Raw genomic sequence first — 19,132 nt, forward strand, 5'->3', positions numbered from 1 at the left:
GTGGGCACGCCGGCGCTGAGCACGGTGCTGTCGTGCGGCGGGACGACGTACGTGGGGGTCGGGGGCTCGTTGCGGCGGTTGTCGGCGGGTGCGGCGTCGGCGGCCGGGCTGCCGACGCTGACGGTCGACCCGTCGGTGTGCGTGGGGCTGCCGGGGTCGTCGGTGCAGGTCACCGGGCCGGTGTTCGTGCGTTCGGTGGGCGATGCGACGTTGTACCTGGCGTCCGGGGGGCAGCGTCGTGCGGTGTCGAGCATGGACACCGTGTACGCGCTGAGCGCCGGGCACCCGTTGACGATCGTGCAGCTCGAGCGGTCGGTGCTGGACTCGATGCCGATGGCCGCGACACCCCTGACGCCGGGCCAGGTGGTCAAGGCGCAGGACGGTCCGGAGCTGTACCTGGTGGACGGTCCGTCGACGCTGCGGCACGTGCCGACGTTCGCGATGATGACCGAGCTGGGGCGCTCGTCGTGGACGACGGTGACGCGTGCGCAGCTGACGGGGTACACCGTGGGCACGCCGGCGCTGAGCACGGTGCTGTCGTGCGGCGGGACGACGTACGTGGGGGTCGGGGGCTCGTTGCGGCGGTTGTCGGCGGGTGCGGCGTCGGCGGCCGGGCTGCCGACGCTGACGGTCGACCCGTCGGTGTGCGTGGGGCTGCCGGGGTCGTCGGTGCAGGTCACCGGGCCGGTGTTCGTGCGTTCGGTGGGCGATGCGACGTTGTACCTGGCGTCCGGGGGGCAGCGTCGTGCGGTGTCGAGCATGGACACCGTGTACGCGCTGAGCGCCGGGCACCCGTTGACGATCGTGCAGCTCGAGCGGTCGGTGCTGGACTCGATGCCGACCGGCCCCGGCGTCTGACGGGGACCCGCCGCGCCGCCGGCCGTGCCGGGGCTCGTCGCGAGGGCCGCTAATCTGGCGCGGTGCCACGAAGCGACGTCGACGACACACCCACCCCCGCCCTGACACCCCGCGGCGGAGGCGCCGAGGCGACCCGTCCCGGGACGCCCGCGACGCCGGCGAGGACCGCGACCAGCGCCGGGAGGTTCGACTTCCTGGACGCGCTGCGCGGCATCGCCGCGATGGCCGTCGTGGTGCAGCACGCCGCGGAGTTCATCTGGCCCGAGTACCTGCGGTTCTCGATCGACACCTTCCGGCTCGGCGAGTTCGGCGTCGTCCTGTTCTTCCTCGTCAGCGGGTTCATCATCCCCGCGTCGCTCGAGAAGTACGGGTCGGTCGGGACCTTCTGGGTGGGCCGCTTCTTCCGGCTCTTCCCGCTGTACTGGTTCTGCCTCGTCGTCGCGCTGGCGCTGGCCGCCCTCGGTCGGTACCACCTCTCGGAGGAGTACCTCTCCGCGCCGTGGCTGTGGAGCGTGGTGAACGCCACGATGGTGCAGCAGTTCATCGCCGGGCCGCTGGCCATCGGGGCCAGCTGGAGCCTGGCGTACGAGATGGTGTTCTACCTCGCCATGTCGATCCTGCTCCTCGTCGGCCTGAACAAGCGCTCGGTGCCGATCGCGGTGACGCTGCTGGGCGCCGCCGGCGTAATCGGGGCCTGGGTGCCAGGTCGTCTGCTGACCGGCGACCACGGCTGGCCCGGGGTCCTCACCGTCATCAGCGCGACGGCTGCCGTGGCCGTGTTCGTGGCCTTCCGCGCGGGCAGCGCCCGCGCCGCGGTCGTCGGCGTGGGCCTGGCGGTCGTCGCCGTCCCGCTCGCGCTGAACCAGCCGGAGCGGGTGTGGTTCAGCCTGCTGCTGTTCGGGACGATGGCTGTCGGGACCGTCATGTACCGGATGATGACGGCCTCCCTGCGCCCGGTCATCGGGTGGAGCGTGCTGGCCGGTGCGGTCCTGGTCATCGCCGTCGTGCACCGTGTGTACGTCAGCCCGCACGTCGAGCCGCTGGCCGGCGCGTTCGTGACGTGGAAGCCCGAGGCGGTCACGTTCGGTGCGGCCTACGCGCTGTTCGGCCTCGGCTACGCGCTGCGGGCCCGCCGCTGGCCGCGGCTGGTGCCGTACCTGGGGCGCATCAGCTACTCCCTGTACCTGGTCCACACCCTCGTGCTCTACGCGACGCCGTGGTGGAGCGAGGAGCTCGCCGCCCGGATCGGCCTGACCCCCCAGTGGCCCACCTTCGTCACCTGGGTGCTGCTCACGGTGGCCGTCTCCGCGCTGACCTACCGGTTCGTGGAGGCGCCGTTCCACAGCCTCGGCCGCCGGCTGACCCGGCGCCCGCCCATCGTCGCGGCGGACGCGGCACCCGCGGTCCTCGCCGAGCCCGGCCCGACGATGTCGCCGGCGCCGACCGAGCCGCCCGTCGAGGCCGTGGTCCGCGAGACGCACCCCGCCGCCGTCGACGCCACGACGGGCCTGCCCGAGCGCGACTCGCGGCCCGAGCCGCGCGAGCAGCCGGATCGCGGCACACCTCCCGAGTCGCAGGAGTAGCAGCCTCCGGCGGTCCTGCGACCGCGCGCGACGGATGCCCGTCGCGCGCGGTCAGGTCAGCGGGCGAGCCCGACCGCACCGCGCGTGGCCGCGTCAGGCGGGCGAGCCCGTCGGGACGGCGCGCAGCCGGGCGTCGGGGACCACGGCGACGAGCGGTCCGGCGCCCCCGGTCAGCTGGTAGACCCGCGCCATCGTGGCCACGGGCCGGCGGGTGCCGTTCTGGAGCAGGAACAGGTCGCCCGCCTGGGCCGTGCGGACGAACACCGGCTGCGTCCAGGTGCCGCCGATCGGCAGCCGCCGGCAGGTGGACCCGTCCAGGACGGTCGCGGGCGCGGCGTCGGCCGCCAGCAGCCCACCCGGGACCAGCTGCAGGGAGCCCCCTGCCGCAACCCTGGGCGCCCCGCCGCACGTCCACAGCGCGGAGAGGCTGTCCGTGGTGCGGGTCAGCCCTTCCAGCCGCGCGGACGGCACCTCGACGATCTGCTGCGGGATCCCCGCGGCCGCCGCGAGCTCGAACGACGGCAGGTGCACCAGCCGGTCGAGCCCGTCGACGAGCCACACGCGCGCGTCCCCCTGCCCCTTGACCAGGGTGCCCGGCCCGTAGGCCACCGGCCCGGTCGGGACCGCCGCGAGGCTCTCGGCCGGCACCGTCGCGACGTCCCAGCGGTCGGTGAGGACGCGCCACGCCGCCCCGGACGGGATCGGCCGGCGCAGACCGCCGCTGAGCACCCACAGGTCGGCCGAGCCCGCGGTCCCGACGACCACCGGCTCGCCCCAGGCGGTACCGCTGCGCGCAGGACGGGCGCAGGTGGACGCGTCGAGCGTCGTGGCGGGTTCACCGTCGCGGGCGAGGGTGGACGCGGGCACCGGCCACAGCCGGCCCCCCGCCCCGAGCAGCACCTCGTCACCACAGCGCCAGAGCCCGCTGAGGGGGCGTTCGGCGACCGTGTAGCCGGTGAGGTCCGCGTCGGGCACCGTGCTCCACGCCGTGCCCACGCCCACCGCGGCGGCCAGCGAGAACGACGGCAGCCGGACGAGGGTGCGCAGACCGTCCACGAGGTAGACGTCCGCGCCCGACGCCTTGACCAGCGACCCGGGTTCCAGGATCGCCCCGCCGAGCGGCAGCGACCGCAGGGCCGCGTCGCCGACGAACACCACGGACGGCCGCTCGGGTGCGGCGAGGGCGTCGAGCAGCGCACCGGTGCGCACGGGCCGCCGGGTCGCCCCCTCGACGAGAAAGACGTCTGCGGCGCCGACCGAGCGCACGAACAGGCGTGCCGCGGCCGGTGCGGGCGACAGCGCGGCCAGCACCTCGGCCGACGTCTCGACGCCCGCCTCGGCCGGGATCGCGTCGCCGGGCAGGAGCCTCGCTCCGGTGGTCGTCAGCGCGACCCGACGGCCGTCGGGTCCGCGCAGGACGCCGTTCGCGGTCGCCCGCGGCGGGGTCAGCTGCGCCATGCTCTCGCTGTCGAGGCGGCGCAGCGGCAACCCGTCGGGGAACCGCGTGGCGTTCGCCACGGCCGTCGGCAGCGCGATGCCGTCCAGCCGGTCGAGCAGGACCGTCGCGCCGGAGGTGCGGTCCTGGACCACGGTGCCGGTCCGGACGATGGGCGGTCCGTAGGGGAGCGAGGCGCCGACGGACGCGTCGAGCGGCACGGCCGGGCCGTTGGACTGCACCGGCCAGGCGGCGAGGGCCTGGGCGTCGGTGATCTCGTGACGGCGCCCGCCGTCGACGAGGAAGTACTGGGACTGCGGCGTGACGTACGCGGTCGTCAGCTCCTCCCCGAACGGCAGCAGCGACGTCATGGGGTCCGGCAGGGCGATGGCGCCGTACTCCGCGCACGCGCGCCCCCACGCCGCGAGCTCGGCGCAGCTGTCCACGCGGTGCCGTCGGCCGCGGTCGACCAGGGCGATGGCGCCGTCACGGTCGCGGACGAACCGGCCGAGCGGGACGCCCGACGCCAGCTGGTCCACCTGCACCTGGCCCACGACGACGACGGGCCCGAGCGGGGCCAGCGCCGCGAGCACGGTCCCGTCCGTCACGTGGTGCTTGGTGGAGGCGGTCACGAGGTAGATCTCGGGCCGCCCGGAGGCGCGCACGAGGTTGCCGCCGAGGCGGGACGTGCCGTACCCGTCGACGACCGCCTGCGCCCGGTTGCGGATCTCGCCCAGCGCCGCGTAGCCCGCGTTGCCGGGGCAGGACGTGTACGCCACGTCCCGGTGCGCGAAGACCACCGGGAGCCGGACGGTCGTCCCGGCGCCGAACCGGGAGTTCTCCCCGCCGCCCGTGGTGTAGTCGAGGACGCCGTTGGGCGCGCGTCCGTACGCGGCGAGCCGCCACCCGATGATCCGTGCGACGGCGTCGACGGTGGCCGGCGTGAACCCGACGTCCGTGTACGTCCCGAGCACGGAGACGCCGAACGTCCCGGTGTTGAAGCCGCCCGCGTGGACCCCGACCACCGGGGCCGTGAGCGAGCCGACGCGCCCCTCGTAGATCGTTCCCCACTTGTCGACGACGACGTTGTACCCCAGGTCGCACCAGCCGCGGGAGTCCATGTGGTAGCGCTGGTCGTTGCGCAGCTGGGCCATCGCCTCGGCCTGCGACGAGTAGTCCGGGCCGGCCGTGTGGTGGACGACGGCCCCGACGAGCGACGACGCGGTGTCGGGCGTGCACGACGGGGCACGCGCGCCCCACTGCGCGCGGGACACCACCCCGGGCCCGGTCGCGGCGGCGGCCACGGGGGCCGCGGGCACGGCGGCACCGCGCTGCGCACCCGCGCTGCCGGAGCCGACCGCGGGTGCCGTGAGCTCCGAGGACAGCAGCGCCACCTCGACGTCCGCCGGTGCGTCCGCGCCGGGGGCCACCGTGAACGCGACCTGGACGCCGTCGGCGGCCCCGACCCACAGGGACGACGTGCCGTCGCGGCGGTCCGCCGTGTCGTCGGGCGTGCCGACGTCCGGAGCCCCGGCGTCGGTGTCGAGCGCCAACCAGGACGACCAGGTCCCCTCCGACCGGTACCTCACCTGTGCCTCGAGCGCACCGTCGCCCGTGCCCTCGGCCCACGTGAGGCCGACGGTCTGCACCCCGTCCGTCTCCACGACGGGACCCTCCACGCGGGTCGCGTCGGGCGGTGGCGGGGCCTCGTCGGGGTCCCGCCCCTCCACCTCGACCGGCGCCTCGTCCGACGGCGTCGCCTCCGCGAGCGGCACGGCCACCTCGTCGAGCTGGACCTCCGGGGTGTCCGCCGACGCGGCGGGTGCCACCCCGGGCCCGGCGACGACGGGCCCAGCGAGCGGCGAGCCGGCGAGCGGCGCGGCGAGCGACGACGCGGCGAGCACGGCGGCGGGCGGCCCGGCGGCCACCGCGACGGGCGCCACGAGCGCGGGCGCGACGAGCGCGAGGGTCAGGACAGCACACGAACGGGTGATCCGCATGGTGCCAGGATGGCCTGTGGGGCGCGCCCGGACCGGGGCGACGCGCCGGGGAGGCCGGGAGACGACCCCGGGACACGGCCGGGTCGCCGGTGCGCGGCCCGGATCAGCCCCGGGTGACGGGGACCTCGGGGGAGCGTGCCCCGGTCTCCCCCCACACCAGCCGGGCGCGCCAGGTGTCCGGTGCCCCGGCGGGGGCGGGCACCGTGACCCCCGGGCAGGTCGTCACGGTGGCGTCGGCGACCGCCGTGCTCTCGGCGCGGGCCACCGTGCCGCCGCCCACCAGCTCGAAGCGGCACGCGCCGCCCTCGGAGACGACGCCGGCGACGTACCCCGCGAGCTCCACCTGCCCGTCCACGAGCGTGGCCAGCGTGAGCGTCGGGACCGGGCCCGTCGTGCCGGGGTCGGTGCTGCCCTCGTCCGCGCCGCCGGGGTCCTCGCCGGCGGCGGGCTCCTCGGTGCCGGCGTCCGCCGGGGCCGTGGGCGCGGCGGACGGCTCGGGGGTGCCGGCCGTGGGCGCCGCGACGCTGGCCGACGGGCTCGCGGTGGGCGACGACGAGGGCGTCGGCCCCGACCCGCCGGCGGCCGTGCACGCCGCCGTCGCGGCGAGGAGGAGCGCGGCGACGAGCGCGCCACGGGCTGCCGGGGTGGTCCGCACGGTGCATCTCCTGCTGTCGGTGCCGGGGTGGGAACGCCATGGTAGGCGCAGGGCACACCCCTGCCGGGGAGCCGTCGCGCGGTACGGCCGGCAGGTGCCGCCTCCCGCACGACCGCGGAGCCGGTCGCCCGCAGGTTCGCTTAGGCTCTCCGGGTTGCCGCCCGGACCGTTCACGGGTCCCGGCTGACAGGAGCCCCCACGATGACGTCCCCGGCCCCTCGTACCGCGCCGTCGGTCGCGACGCGCCCCCGGCGCCAGGACCTCGACGGTCTGCGCGCCGTCGCGGTCGCGCTCGTCGCCGTCTACCACGTGTGGACGGACCGCGTCTCCGGTGGTGTCGACGTCTTCCTGCTGATCTCGGGCTACTTCGTCGTCGGTGGGCTGCTCCGCGCGTTCGCCGCCGGTCGGCCCGTGGAGCTCCGCACCTACCTGCCGCGGCTCGCCCGGCGGCTGCTGCCGGCGCTGCTCACGGTGCTGGCCGGGGTCGTGGTCGCGACCGCCCTCCTGCTCCCGGCGACGCGGTGGCGCGCCGTGGCCACGGAGTCGGTCACCTCGACGCTGTACGTGCAGAACTGGTACCTGCTGCTCACGGGGCGCGAGTACGCCGCGGTGGACCCCGCCGGCAGCCCGCTGCAGCACCTGTGGTCCATGTCCGTCCAGGGGCAGCTGTTCGTCGCCGTCCCGGCCCTCCTGCTGCTGGTCTGGTGGATCACCCGGCGTCGGGCGCACGAGGTCCGCGTGCGTGCGGTCCAGGGCACGGTCGTGGCCCTGACCGTGCTGTCCGCCGTGTGGGCGGCGGTCGCCGTCCGCCTCGACCAGCCCGCCGCGTACTACGACACGGCGGCACGGGCGTGGGAGTACCTCGCCGGTGCCGTCCTCGCCCTGGTCGTCACGCGGATGCGCCGCCCGTTGCGGGGTGCGCCGGTCCTCGGTACGGCCGGCCTGGTCCTGCTCCTCGCGTCCGGGCTCCTCGTCGACGGCGGCCACGTCTTCCCGGGCCCGGCCGCCCTGGTGCCGCTCACGGCCGCCGCGCTCGTCGTGCTCGCCGGTGCGGGCGACGGCCCGCCGCGCGGTGTGGCGCGCCTGCTGGGCGCCCGACCGCTCGCCGAGGCGGGCCGACGTGCCTACGCGTTCTACCTGTGGCACTGGCCCGTCCTCGTCATCGCCGTCACGGTGCGGGGTCGCGGGGCGGGGTGGATGGCCGGGACCGCGGTGCTCCTCGTCTCCGCCGTGCTGGCGTGGGCCACCCACCGGTTCGTCGAGGCGCCGCTGCACGCGCCGGCGGCATCCGCGCCCACGGGGCGCCGCGCGCTGCACCGGCCCCGACCGGGGCTCTGGCACCCGGTGGGCCTGGCGCGCCGCGTGGTGGCCGTGTCCGTCGTCGTCGCCCTCGTCGTGCCCGTGTCGTGGTCCGTCCACCGCGAGGTGATGCGGCAAGGGCTCATGGCCTCCTCGCTGATCGACGACGTGGCGACGCGTCCGGGGGCGCTGGCGGTCCTCGACCCCATCGGGTTCCCGGTCGACCCGACGCTCGCGCCCCTGCCCGCACCCGTGGACGCCGTCGACGACATCGGTCCGCTCGACCGTGACGGCTGCACGGTCGGCGGCGGCCGCACCGAGGTGCGCACCTGCGTGTACGGGGACCCCGACGCCGACCGGACGATCGCGGTCGTGGGCGGCTCCCACGCCGAGCCGTTCGCCATCCCGCTGGACCTCCTCGGTCAGGAGGAGGGGTTCCGCGTCGTCACGATGATCCGGTGGAGCTGCTCCCTCGTCGTGGGGACGGCCGGTGTCGAGAAGCTCCTCGAGCGTGACCCGACGTGCCCGCAGTGGTCGGCGCGCGCCATGTCGACGCTCGAGGAGCTGGACCCCGACGTGGTCCTCACGACGGCGACCCGCCCCGACGAGAGCCCGTCCGACCGGCGCGAGCACGTGCCCGACGCGTACCTGCGGGCCTGGCAGCGCCTCGAGGCCCGCGGCATCCAGGTGGTCGGCGTGCGCGACACGCCCTGGGTCGGCAACGACCCGCCGGAGTGCGTCGCCGTGCACGGACCCGATCCGGAGGTGTGCTCCACCCCCGCCGCGGACATCCTCGACGACCCCAGCCCGCTGCTGGAGGTCGACAGCAGGACCTCGTCGGCGATCCGCTTCATCGACATCAACGACGTGCTCTGCGCGGACGGGCGCTGCGACTTCGTCCAGGGAGGGCGTCTCGTGTACCGGGACGGCAACCACCTCACCGCGACGTACGCCATGTCGCTGGCGCCCGTGTTCCGGGAGCGGCTGGGCAGCATCCTGCTCTGGTGGTGAGCCCAGCACGACGACGGCCCCGCCACGCCCGGGGTCCGGGTCGGTGGCGGGGCCGTCGTGGTGCGGTCGTCAGGCGGCGGGGGCCTCGCCGACACGCGCGACGACCGTGTACTCCTGCGCCCCGAACAGCACGTCGTTCAGGCGGCGGAAGCCGCTGTCGACGGCGCTGGCCACCTCGCCCAGGTCGTGGTCGACCGCGGGCAGGTGGTAGCTCTCGGCGGGGGAGTAGAAGTTCAGCCGCACGTCGTGGAAACCGGCGTTCTCGCAGAGGAACGCCATGAGCGACGGGTGCAGCGGCCGCACGTGGGTCGGGTCGAGGATGTAGCTGTTGCCCAGGACCACGAGCGAGGCCGGGTTGGGGGTCTCGGCGACGAACAGGCCGCCGGGCCGCAGCCGCGACGACGCGAGGTGGATGAACTCCAGCAGGTAGTCCAGCTCGACGTGCTCGACGACGTGGGCGGAGAAGATCGCGCCCAGGGAGCCCGGCTCGCACTGCCGCAGGAACGTCACCGCGTCCGTCTCCTCGACGCGCAGACCGCGCGCCCGTGCCTCGGCGGCCATGCCCGGCTCCGGCTCGACGCCGATGCCCTCGGTGCCGACCTCGGCCAGCGCGCTCAGCAGCTCGCCCCGGCCGCAGCCGATGTCGACGACCGGGCCGTGGTCGGCCAGCAGCGGCACGTAGCGCTCGCGCTGGATCCGCAGCACCTCGTCCGGGTCGCCGCGGAAGCGGCGCTCGAAGCCCACGTAGTCGAACCCGGGGACGTCGGAGGCCCGTGCGGGCGTCGCCGCGGGGGCGGGCGTGCTCGGTGCCGTCGGCTCCGCCGCGGTCGCGCCGCCGGCCTGCAGCCGGGCCACGCGCTCGTCGAGCAGGCGCAGCCGGCGGTCGAGCGACGCGAGCTGCTCGCGCTGCTCCGCGAGGCGCGTCGCCGCGCCGTCGATGCCCGTCGCCGGGGCGATCGCCATGCCGAGGTCGTCGAACCGGCGCAGGACGTCGCCGAACTCCGCCTTCAGCAGGGACTGGTTGATGGTGTTCGCCTGGACCTGCTCGGAGAGCAGGGCACGGTCGACGCGCGCGGGCGCGGTCGCCGCCTGCCGGCCCTCGAGGTGGTCGAGGCGCTGCTGGAGGTCCTCCAGGCGCCGCGCCAAGGTGTCGACCGACCGCGTGACGGGCGCCATGACGCGCTGGTAGACGGGCTTGAGGACGGCCTTGGCGGCGTGCTTCGCACGCGTGCGGACCCCGGCGGGGGCCGGTGCAGGGCGGGTGTCGGCACGGGGGGGCGGGGTCGACCCGGCAGCCGGAGCGGGCAGCAGCCTGTTCGTGGCCTCGGGACTGACCTCGGCGGGAAGCGTCATCATCGACTCCTCAGTACGTGGATCGCCGCGTGCGCGCGGTCCCGGATCCGGGCGTCCGGCGGCGTGCCGAGCCGATCCAGGGGGGCAGCGTAACCGGTCTCCCACGGTCGACCTGGACGCAGGACCAGGATATCGGAGAGGTGCACAACAGCGGCGTCGGGGTCGTGCTCGAGCTCGAAGGCGCGACGGCAGCTGCGGGCCAGGACGGCGGCCGCCGTCTCGTCGGCCAGGAGCCTCTCGACCTCGGCCTCCGGGTCGTCGGACGCCGCGACGGGCAGGCCGGTGCGCTCGGCGACGTCCCGCGGTGCGACGACCGGCGCGGACCACGCCGCACCGAGCACCGCCGACGCGTCGTCGTCGGCCACGACCACCGCGGCCAGGCCGGCGGCCGTCGGCCCGGCCTCCGGCTCCAGGACCGTCCCGTCCCACGTCCAGGTGCCGCCCAGGTGCCGGGCGACGGCCGGCCCGACCAGGCCACGGGCCCGGCGGATGCGCGCCCGCGTGAACGGCATGATCGGGCGCGCCCGGCGGTGCACCGCGGCGGGGCCCAGCGCCACGACCGGGAGGTCGACGGTGCCGCGCAGCGCGCGCGCCACGGCGGGCGCCGCGAGGAGGGCGACGGCGTGCGGCTCGTCGGGGACGTCGGCGACGTCCTCGACCCACAGCACGGTGCGCTCGGCGTACTCGCGCCCGGCCGGGGACGTGCGGACCACGGCGTCGAACGGCCCGCCGTCCGACAGCGCGACCACGGAGCAGCGCTCCGCGAGGCGCGACAGGGCCGCGTGCAGTGCGTCGGAGGCGGGGGCGCGCACGGCGACCCCGATGCGTGCGTCGATCATGCCGAGAGCAGCCGCTCGACGACCCGCTGCCAGGACAGCTCCCGCGCGCGGCGTCGTCCCTCCTCGCCCATGGCCGCCGCGTTGTCGCGGTCGGCGGCGAGACGCTCGACGGCGTCGGCCAGGCCCTCGGCCGTGCCGTCGGTGACGTAGCCGGTGACGCCGTCCTCGACCCACTCCAGGACGCCGCCCGCGTCGTGCGAGGTGATGACCGGCTTGCCCGCCAGGAACGCCTGGAGGGTCACGTAGCCGTAGTCCTCGTCGAACGGGGCGTAGATGACGCCCAGGGCGCCGGCGTAGCGGTCGACCAGCTCGGCGTCCGGCACGAACCCCGCGAGCTCGACCCGGTCGCCCAGGTCCTGGCGCTCGACGCTCGCGGCGAGGTCGGTGGCCATCGACCCGCGTCCCGCGACGACGGCCCGCACGCCGGAGCGCACGTGGCGCATCGCGTCGACGATCCGGTCGGGGCGCTTGTTCGTCTCCAGACGGGTGGGCGTGAAGACGTAGTCGCCCATCTCGCCGGGGTGCAGCTCGTCGGCCAGCGGCGGCGGGTGGTAGAGCGCCTCCCCGGCCAGCCCGTTGTAGCGCGCCAGGCGGTCGGCCACGACGTGCGAGGTCGTGAAGACGTGGCGGGCCTCCTCGAGGGCGACCGTGTCCCACTGGGTCAGCTGACGCTGCACCTCCAGCGCCTCGTCGTCCGTGCCCAGGTCCGACCACGCCGCGTCGATGGCGTCGTAGGCGCCACGGTGCTGGTGGAAGAGCCAGACGACCTTGTGGTCGTGCCGGGCGAAGTACGACGGGAAGTTGGTCGCGACCACGACGTCGGCGTCCAGGGGCAGCATGCGCCACGCGAGCGGGGCGTCGAAGAGCCGGTCCTTCTCCCAGGCGGTCGGCAGGTGCACGAGCTCGCTGCGGTGCCCCGCCTCCTGCATCGCGCGCACGATGTTGTGCATGTGCAGCTCGGCACCGCCGCTGACGAACGGGACCTGCGCTCCGCAGACGAGGACGTCCACGCGGTTCTCACCTCGTTCTTGGCTCGGGGTCCGGCGCACCGGACGGACCGCCCCGGGCCGGCGGCGCGGGGCGCGGCCGGGCTGCGAGGCGTGCCCATGCTACTCACCGGCCCGGACGCGCGGTCCCCGCAGGGCCCAGGGGGCAGGCGCCGGACCGGGGTAGGCTCTGGTTTTCGTGCGTGGAGACAGGAGCAGGGGATGACGGCGGCCGACGTGCGCGGCACCCTCACCACGGGTCGGTCGCGCGACGAGTCGATGCAGCGGGTGTTCACCCGGCCACGGTGGTTCCGGGGCAGCGTGCGCGACTGGGTCGACATCTGGCGGTACCGCGAGCTGTTGGGCAACCTCGTCCGCAAGGAGCTCAAGGTCAAGTACAAGGACTCCGTCCTGGGGTTCTTCTGGACGCTGGTCCGGCCGCTGCTGCAGCTGCTGGTGTACTCGGTCGCGATCGGGATCTTCCTCGGCAGCGGCAGGGTCATCCCGCAGTTCGGCGTGTACCTCTTCACCGGTCTGCTCGCGTGGAGCCTGTTCACCGACATCATCGGGGGCTGCACCGGGTCGATCGTCGGCAACGCCGGCCTCGTGAAGAAGGTCTACCTGCCACGCGAGCTGTTCCCCCTGTCGGTGGTCGGGGCCAGCGCCGTCAACTTCGTGCTGCAGCTGGTCGTGCTGCTCGGCGCCTACGTGGTGACGCGCTCCTGGCCGCAGGTCGGTGACCTGCTGCTGGTGCCGCTCGCGCTGATGGTCCTGCTGGTGTTCGCCACCGCCCTCGGCCTCGTGCTCGCCGCCGCCAACGTGTACCTGCGCGACGTGCAGTACCTCGTCGAGGTGGGCCTGCTGCTGTGGTTCTGGATGACGCCGATCGTCTACGACTGGACGAAGGTGCGCGACAACCTCTCGGGCGCCCAGGAGTGGCTCTTCCACCTCTACATGGCCAACCCGATGACCAACGTGGTCCTGGCGTTCCAGCGCGCCCTGTGGCCCGGCGGGCGCACGGAGGCCGGCGCGCCGTTCTACTACGACGGCGACCTGGTCGGACGCCTGCTCGTCGTGGGTGCCGTCAGCCTCGTCCTCCTGTGGTTCGCGCAGCGCATCTTCGCGCGCGCCCAGGGCAACTTCGCTCAGGAGCTGTGAGCATGGCCGCCGACGTGATCCGCGTCCACGACGTGTCCAAGCAGTTCCGCCTGCGCAACGACAAGAGCCTCAAGGAGCGCCTGGTCAACCGCCGGGCCTCGCGCGAGCACGAGAACTCCTTCTGGGCGCTGCGGGACATCGACCTGAACGTCCCCGCCGGTTCCACCGTCGGGTTCGTGGGCCACAACGGCTCGGGCAAGAGCACGCTGCTGAAGGTGATCGGCGGGATCCTCGCCCCCACCTCCGGCTACGTCGAGCGGCGTGGCCGCCTCGCGGCGCTGCTCGAGCTCGGGGCGGGGTTCCACGGCGACCTGACCGGTCGCGAGAACGTCTTCCTCAACGCGTCGCTGCTCGGCCTGAGCCAGAAGCAGACCGAGAAGTACTTCGACGCGATCGTCGACTTCTCGGGCATCGGCGCGTTCATCGACACCCAGGTCAAGTTCTACTCCTCGGGCATGTACGTGCGGCTGGCCTTCGCGGTCGCCGTCCACGTGGACCCGGAGATCCTGCTCGTGGACGAGGTGCTCGCGGTCGGCGACGAGCCGTTCCAGCGCAAGTGCCTCGAGCGGATCCGCCGGTTCCAGGCGGAGGGACGCACGATCGTCCTGGTGACGCACGCGCTCGACCAGGTCCGCGAGCTGTGCGACCGCGCGGTCATGCTCGACCACGGCCGGATGGTCGTGGAGGGCACGCCGGCCGAGGTCATCCGCGCGTTCCGCGAGGCGAACGAGGACGTCGTGGCGGCCGACGCCGAGGTCACGCCGTCCGAGAGCCCCGCCCGGATCTCGCACGTCAGCGTCACCGGGCCGGACGGCTCGCAGGTCCTGACGGCCGGTCCCGACGAGCCGCTCGAGATCCGCATCGGGCTCGAGACGACGCGCCCCGTGGAGGACTACGTCGTGGGCATCGCGCTCACGGACCACATGGAGCGGCTCGTCTACGGGACCAACACCCACCTCCTCGGCATCGAGACCCCGCGGGTCGACGGTCACGCCGAGGTGCGCTTCGCCGTCGACCGCCTCCCGGTGGTCGAGGGCCAGTACTTCGTCACCGCGGCCGTGCACCCCGTGCGCGGCCCCGAGTGGCACCGAGTGGACCGCGGCGCCGTCGTGCGCGTGCGGACGACGATCCAGGAGGACGGCGTGGTGCACCTGGCGCCCCGGTTCGAGGTGACGACGTGAGCGAGCGGCGCGGGCGCATCGGCTTCGTGCCGGCCCGGTACGGCGACAAGATCGTCGGCGGCGCGGAGATCGTGCTGCGCCAGATGGCGTTCGGGCTCCAGGAGCGCGGCTGGGACGTCGAGGTGCTCACCACGACGGCGCTCGACCACCACGGGTGGGCGAACGAGCTGCCGGCGGGCGTCGCCGACGAGGGCGGCATGCGCGTGCGCCGCTTCACCGTGGACCCGGGTGGCAGCCCCGAGCGTGCCGAGCTCGAGGCCCGCATCCTTCGCGGTGAGCGGCTGACGATCACGGAGCAGCAGCGCTGGATGAACGGCGGCATGCGGTCGCCCGAGCTGTACCACTACCTGCTGGACCACGCGGACGACTACCGCGCCCTGGTCTTCACGCCGTACCCGTTCTGGGTGACGTACGCGTGCTCCCAGGTGGCGCCGTCGCGCAGCGTCCTGTGGACCTGCCTGCACGACGAGCCGTACGCCTACCTCGAGCTGTTCCAGCCCGTGTTCAGCGGCGTCGCGGGGCTGCTGTTCCAGTCGGGTCCCGAGCAGGACCTGGCCGAGCGCGTCGCGCCGTCCCTCGCCCCCCACGCCGTCGTGGGCTGCGGCGTGGAGGTCCCGGACCACTACGACCCCGAGGGCTTCCGCGAGCGGTACGGCATCGAGGGACCGTTCCTGCTGTACGCGGGGCGCCGTGAGGGCGGCAAGGGCTGGGACGACCTGCTGGCGGCGCTCGCGCGGATCGACGAGCGGCGCGGCCTGCCGTTCTCGGTCGTCACCATGGGCGCCGGGGAGGTCCGCCCGCCGGAGCGTCTGCGGGGACGGGTCATCGACGTCGGGTTCCTGCCGGACGACGAGCGGGACAACGCCTTCGCCGCCGCGACCGCGTACGTGCAGCCGAGCCGGTTCGAGGCCTTCTCGCGCACCATCATGGAGGCGTGGCTCGCCGGTACGCCCGTGATCGCGAACGCGGGCAGCGAGGTCGTGGCCTGGCACTGCGAGCGGTCCGGTGCGGGCCTGACGTACGACGACGAGTACGAGCTGGAGCAGTGCCTCGCCTTCCTCGCCGACGCCCCGGAGCAGGCGGCGGCGATGGCCGTGTCGGGCCGGGCCTACGTCCTCGACAACTACCGGTGGGACCTCGTCCTCGACCGTGTCGAGGAGCGGATCGAGCAGTGGACGGTGGCGCCGTGAGGATCCTGATGGTCAGCCCGTACCCGCCGCTGCGCGACGGCATCGCGGCGTACGCCCTGCAGTCGGTGCGCGCCCTGCGCTCGGAGGGGCACGAGGTCGAGGTGCTCTCGCCCGGGCCGTCGGCCGCGCACCATCACCTCGACCTCGTGGGGCCCCGCGGGGCGCTGGCGCTCGCCAAGCGGGTCCGCGGCTACGACCGCCTGGTCGTCCAGTTCCACCCGGACTTCTTCTACCCGATCGGCGCCTCGCCCACGCAGCGGGCCGCGGTCAGCGCCGCGCTCGCCGCCGCGTTCCGGCTGGCCCCGCACGTCGAGGTCGTGGTCCACGAGATCGACTACCGGCACGGTGCCGGGGCCTCGCCGGCGGCGCTCGCCGCCCGGGCGCTGTGGCAGCAGGTCGACCGTGTCACCGTCCACTCCGCGTCCGAGCGCTCGGCCTTCGTCGACGCCTTCGGCGTGCGGCCCGACCGCGTGCACGTGACGGAGCACGGCGCGGCGTTCGTGCCGCACACCCACCTGGACCGTGCGGCCGCGCGCCGCAGCCTGGACATCGACCAGGACGCGTTCGTGTTCCTGTCCATCGGCTTCGTCCAGCCGCACAAGGGCTACGACCGCGCGGTGCGCGCCTTCCAGGGGCTGCCCGCCCCGGCGCGGCTGGACGTGGTCGGCTCGGTCCGGGTCGAGGAGCCGCAGTTCGTCGCGTACGCCGAGGAGCTCGCCGAGCTGGCCGCGGACGTCCCCGGGGCGACCCTGCACCTCGGCTTCGTCAGCGACGAGCTGTTCGACCGGTGGCTCATCGCGTCCGACGTCGTGGTGCTGCCCTACCGCGAGATCTGGTCCTCCGGCGTGGTCGAGCGTGCACGGCTGTTCGAGCGCCCGGTCATCGCGACGCGGGTCGGGGCGTTGGCCGAGCAGACCGCCGGGATGCCCGACGTGCGGCTGGTGTCGTCCGACGCCGAGCTGCGCGACGCCATGTGGGAGGCCGCCGGCCACCCCCGGCACGGACTCGACGCCGGTCCCTGGCCCTCGGTGGACGAGGGTCGCGCGGCGATCCAGGCCGCGGTCGTCGAGCGGGCCGCCGCGATGCGCGGCGGGCCGGTGGCGTCCGGGACGGCCACGGACGCGACGACCGTGCGCGCCCGCGCCCGGGCCACCGCGCCCCTGCGCCGCGTCGGCGAGGTGCACCTCCCGGACCCGGGTCACGGGCGAGGGGTGCGGGTCCTCGCGCGCAAGGTGGTGCGCCGGCTCACGGGATGGCAGCTGCAGCCCGTGGTGGACCACGTCAACGCCCTGACCCGCGCGACGGCGGAGGCGGTCGACCGGACGACGTCCGGCGGCGGCGAGGGCAGCACGCGCGCCGGGCGCTGACGCGGTGCCCGGAACGCTCCGCGTGGCGCTGGACGCCACGCCGCTGCTGGGTGCGCGGACCGGCATCGGCACGTACGTGCGCGAGCTGGTCGGTGCGCTCGGTGCGCTGCCGGACGTGGCCCTCACGGCGACGGCGTTCTCCGGTCGCGCGCACCGGCCCGACGACCTGCCGGCCTCCGTGGCGTTCCGGGCCGCCCGCGTGCCGGCCCGGCTGCTGCGGGCGGCGTGGCTGCGGACCGACCTGCCGCCCGTCGAGGCGCTCGCGGGGCGGCACGACGTCTTCCACGCGACGAACTTCGTCCTGCCCCCCGGGCGCGGCGCGGGCGTGCTGACCGTCCACGACCTCACGTACGTGCGGTACCCGGAGCTCGTCGCCCCGGCGTCCCGCGCGTACGCCACGCTCGTGCCCCGCGGGCTGCGGCGCGCGCGGTTGGTGCTGACGCCGTCGCAGGCCGTGGCGGCGGAGGTGGTCGAGGAGTACCGGCTCGATCCCGACCGGGTGCGGGCCACGCCGCTCGGGGTGGCGTCGGCGTGGTTCGACGCCGCGCCCCTGACGCCGGCCCGTCGCCGTGAGCTCGGTGTGGGGGAGCGGTACGTGGTGTTCGTCGGGACGCGCGAGCCGCGCAAGGACCTCGGCACGCTGCTGGCCGCGCACGCGGCGCACCGGGCCGCCGGCGGTGACCTGCAGCTCGTGCTCGTCGGCGCGGCCGGCTGGGGCGAGGAGCTGGCGGGGCGTCACGGCGTGCGCGTGCTGGGCCACCTGCCGGGTGCGGACGTGCGCGCCCTCGTCGCGGGCGCCCGCGCGCTGGCGATGCCGTCGCGCTACGAGGGGTTCGGGCTGCCCGTGCTCGAGGCCCAGGCGGCCGGGACGGCGGTGCTGTGCTCGGATCTCCCGGTGCTGCGTGAGGTCGGCGGCAGCACGGCGACGTACCTGCCGGTCGGGGACGTCGACGCGTGGTCGGCGGCGCTCGACGGCTGCGGTGCCACCGCTCCGGACGTCGACGCCGCCCGGACCGCCCGGACCCGCGCCGCGACCTTCACCTGGGCGGCCTGCGCCCGGCTGACGCTGGCGGCCTACCGGGACGCGACGGCGGCGTAGACCTCGGCCGTCGCCCGCGCGGCGGTCGTCCAGGAGAAGCCGGCGGCGCGCACCAGGGACGCCGCGGCGAGGGTCTCGCGCTGCTGGCCGGCCGCCTGCACGAGCGCGTCGGCGACCGCGTCGGGGTCCCGCGGGTCCACGAGGAGCGCGGCGTCGCCCGCCACCTCCGCGCAGGACGTGCCGGCCGAGGTGACGACGGGCACGCCGGCGGCCATCGCCTCGAGGACCGGCAGGCCGAAGCCCTCGCGCAGCGACGGGAAGCAGAACGCCCGGGCGCCGGTGTAGAGGGCGGCCAGGTCGCTGCGCGAGACGGCGCCGAGGACCCGCACCCCGGGGTGGTGGCCCGCCGCGGCGTCGTCGCCCCAGCCGCGCGGTCCGACGAGCACCAGCTCGGCATCGAGCTCCGCCCGTGCGCGGGCGTACGCCCGGAGCACGACGTCGAGGTTCTTGCGGGGCTCCCGCGTCCCGACCCACAGCACGTAGGGGCGCACCAGGCCGTGACGCGCGGTGACCTCGGCGACGGCAGCAGGGTCGGCGGGCCGCACGTCGGTGCCGTGCGGCACGACGTGGACGAGGGCGGGGTCGACGCCCGCGCGCGCGCACGCGGCGGCCGTGTCGTGCGACGGGACCACGACGGCCGCGGCGCGCGCCTGCACGGTGGCGAGCGCCCGCCGGAAGAACGCGACGCCGTGCGGGGTGAAGTGGCTGGGGTCGTCGAGGAACGCCAGGTCGTGCACCGTGACGACCAGCGGCAGCCGGGTCGGGGGGATCGCCCACGTGGTCGCGTGGACGACCCGGGCATCGCGCGCGAGGTGCTCGGCCCGCGGCAGCCCGGCGCGCTGCCACGCCTCGTACAGCGCCCGGCGGGGCAGCGGCGCACGGCGCACGGCGACCCGGGGGTCGAGGTCGGCCGGACGCGCCTCGCGGTGCCACGCGCTGATCCCCGTGACCGGCAGCAGGTCGCACAGCGCCTCGGCCAGGGCGGTCACGTAGGTGCCGGAGCCGCCCGGCACCCGCTGCCACAGCTGCTCCACCGTGAGCGCGAGCGGGGGCAGGGGAGCGGGCTCGGGCATGGTGAGAGACTACGGTGTGCCCGTGATGACGACGCCGTGGCCCCT

The 19,132-nt window shown here is 75.3% G+C and carries 14 protein-coding genes; 8 read left to right on the plus strand and 6 right to left on the minus strand.

Going from position 1 to position 19,132, the window contains the following annotated elements; genetic code table 11:
• The coding region (locus J1G43_RS07750; protein WP_207378301.1) for a hypothetical protein at positions 1–858 on the plus strand (858 nt) is incomplete at its 5' end.
• Between the two features lie 62 nt (positions 859–920).
• Positions 921–2,441 carry an acyltransferase gene (locus J1G43_RS07755; protein ID WP_207370653.1) on the plus strand — a complete coding sequence of 507 codons (1,521 nt, stop codon included), beginning with the start codon at positions 921–923 and terminating at the stop codon, positions 2,439–2,441.
• 93 nt (positions 2,442–2,534) lie between these two features.
• Here the strand turns inward: J1G43_RS07755 and J1G43_RS07760 are convergent, their stop codons facing one another.
• Positions 2,535–5,876: an N-acetylmuramoyl-L-alanine amidase gene (locus tag J1G43_RS07760; protein WP_207378302.1), complete on the minus strand. Its 3,342-nt coding sequence runs from the start codon at positions 5,874–5,876 to the stop codon at positions 2,535–2,537.
• A gap of 103 nt (positions 5,877–5,979) precedes the next feature.
• On the minus strand, positions 5,980–6,531 hold the full coding sequence (locus J1G43_RS07765) for a hypothetical protein (RefSeq protein WP_207378303.1): 552 nt from the start codon (positions 6,529–6,531) through the stop codon (positions 5,980–5,982).
• Positions 6,532–6,732: 201 nt separating this feature from the next.
• On the opposite strand from J1G43_RS07765, the gene J1G43_RS07770 reads away from it, so the two are divergent.
• A complete protein-coding gene (locus tag J1G43_RS07770; RefSeq protein WP_207378304.1) occupies positions 6,733–8,841 on the plus strand; it encodes an acyltransferase family protein in 2,109 nt (702 codons plus the stop codon).
• 69 nt (positions 8,842–8,910) lie between these two features.
• Here the strand turns inward: J1G43_RS07770 and J1G43_RS07775 are convergent, their stop codons facing one another.
• Genes J1G43_RS07775 through J1G43_RS19610 form a run of 3 tightly spaced genes read right to left on the minus strand, consistent with a single transcriptional unit; the run spans position 8,911 to position 12,043 of the window.
• Positions 8,911–10,194 (minus strand): methyltransferase domain-containing protein, encoded by a 1,284-nt coding sequence (locus J1G43_RS07775; RefSeq protein WP_207370649.1) that lies wholly within the window; start codon positions 10,192–10,194, stop codon positions 8,911–8,913.
• A complete protein-coding gene (locus tag J1G43_RS07780; RefSeq protein WP_207370648.1) occupies positions 10,194–11,033 on the minus strand; it encodes a hypothetical protein in 840 nt (279 codons plus the stop codon). The genes J1G43_RS07775 and J1G43_RS07780 overlap by 1 nt, the downstream gene beginning before the upstream one ends.
• Positions 11,030–12,043 carry a glycosyltransferase family 4 protein gene (locus J1G43_RS19610; RefSeq protein ID WP_207370647.1) on the minus strand — a complete coding sequence of 338 codons (1,014 nt, stop codon included), beginning with the start codon at positions 12,041–12,043 and terminating at the stop codon, positions 11,030–11,032. Before J1G43_RS19610 ends, J1G43_RS07780 begins: the two co-directional genes overlap by 4 nt.
• Positions 12,044–12,241: 198 nt before the next feature.
• Here J1G43_RS19610 and J1G43_RS07790 point away from each other — a divergent pair, with 198 nt between their 5' ends.
• The 5 genes from J1G43_RS07790 to J1G43_RS07810 are packed head-to-tail and all read left to right on the plus strand — an operon-like array spanning position 12,242 to position 18,014.
• Positions 12,242–13,177 carry an ABC transporter permease gene (locus J1G43_RS07790; protein WP_207370646.1) on the plus strand — a complete coding sequence of 312 codons (936 nt, stop codon included), beginning with the start codon at positions 12,242–12,244 and terminating at the stop codon, positions 13,175–13,177.
• A gap of 2 nt (positions 13,178–13,179) precedes the next feature.
• Positions 13,180–14,358, plus strand: coding sequence for an ABC transporter ATP-binding protein (locus J1G43_RS07795; RefSeq protein ID WP_207370645.1), 1,179 nt, complete (start codon positions 13,180–13,182; stop codon positions 14,356–14,358).
• A complete protein-coding gene (locus J1G43_RS07800) occupies positions 14,355–15,548 on the plus strand; it encodes a glycosyltransferase family 4 protein (protein WP_207370644.1) in 1,194 nt (397 codons plus the stop codon). The genes J1G43_RS07795 and J1G43_RS07800 overlap by 4 nt, the downstream gene beginning before the upstream one ends.
• Positions 15,545–16,915: a glycosyltransferase family 4 protein gene (locus J1G43_RS07805; RefSeq protein WP_207370643.1), complete on the plus strand. Its 1,371-nt coding sequence runs from the start codon at positions 15,545–15,547 to the stop codon at positions 16,913–16,915. The genes J1G43_RS07800 and J1G43_RS07805 overlap by 4 nt, the downstream gene beginning before the upstream one ends.
• Positions 16,916–16,919: 4 nt before the next feature.
• Positions 16,920–18,014: a glycosyltransferase family 1 protein gene (locus J1G43_RS07810; protein ID WP_207370642.1), complete on the plus strand. Its 1,095-nt coding sequence runs from the start codon at positions 16,920–16,922 to the stop codon at positions 18,012–18,014.
• On the opposite strand, the gene J1G43_RS07815 is transcribed toward J1G43_RS07810, so the two are convergent.
• Complete coding sequence (locus J1G43_RS07815) at positions 17,990–19,087, minus strand: glycosyltransferase family 1 protein (protein ID WP_207378305.1); 1,098 nt, start codon at positions 19,085–19,087, stop codon at positions 17,990–17,992. The genes J1G43_RS07810 and J1G43_RS07815 overlap by 25 nt on opposite strands.
• Positions 19,088–19,132 lie beyond the last annotated feature (45 nt).

It is taken from the genome of Cellulomonas sp. zg-ZUI22 (assembly GCF_017353535.1).
Classification (GTDB): domain Bacteria; phylum Actinomycetota; class Actinomycetes; order Actinomycetales; family Cellulomonadaceae; genus Cellulomonas; species Cellulomonas wangleii.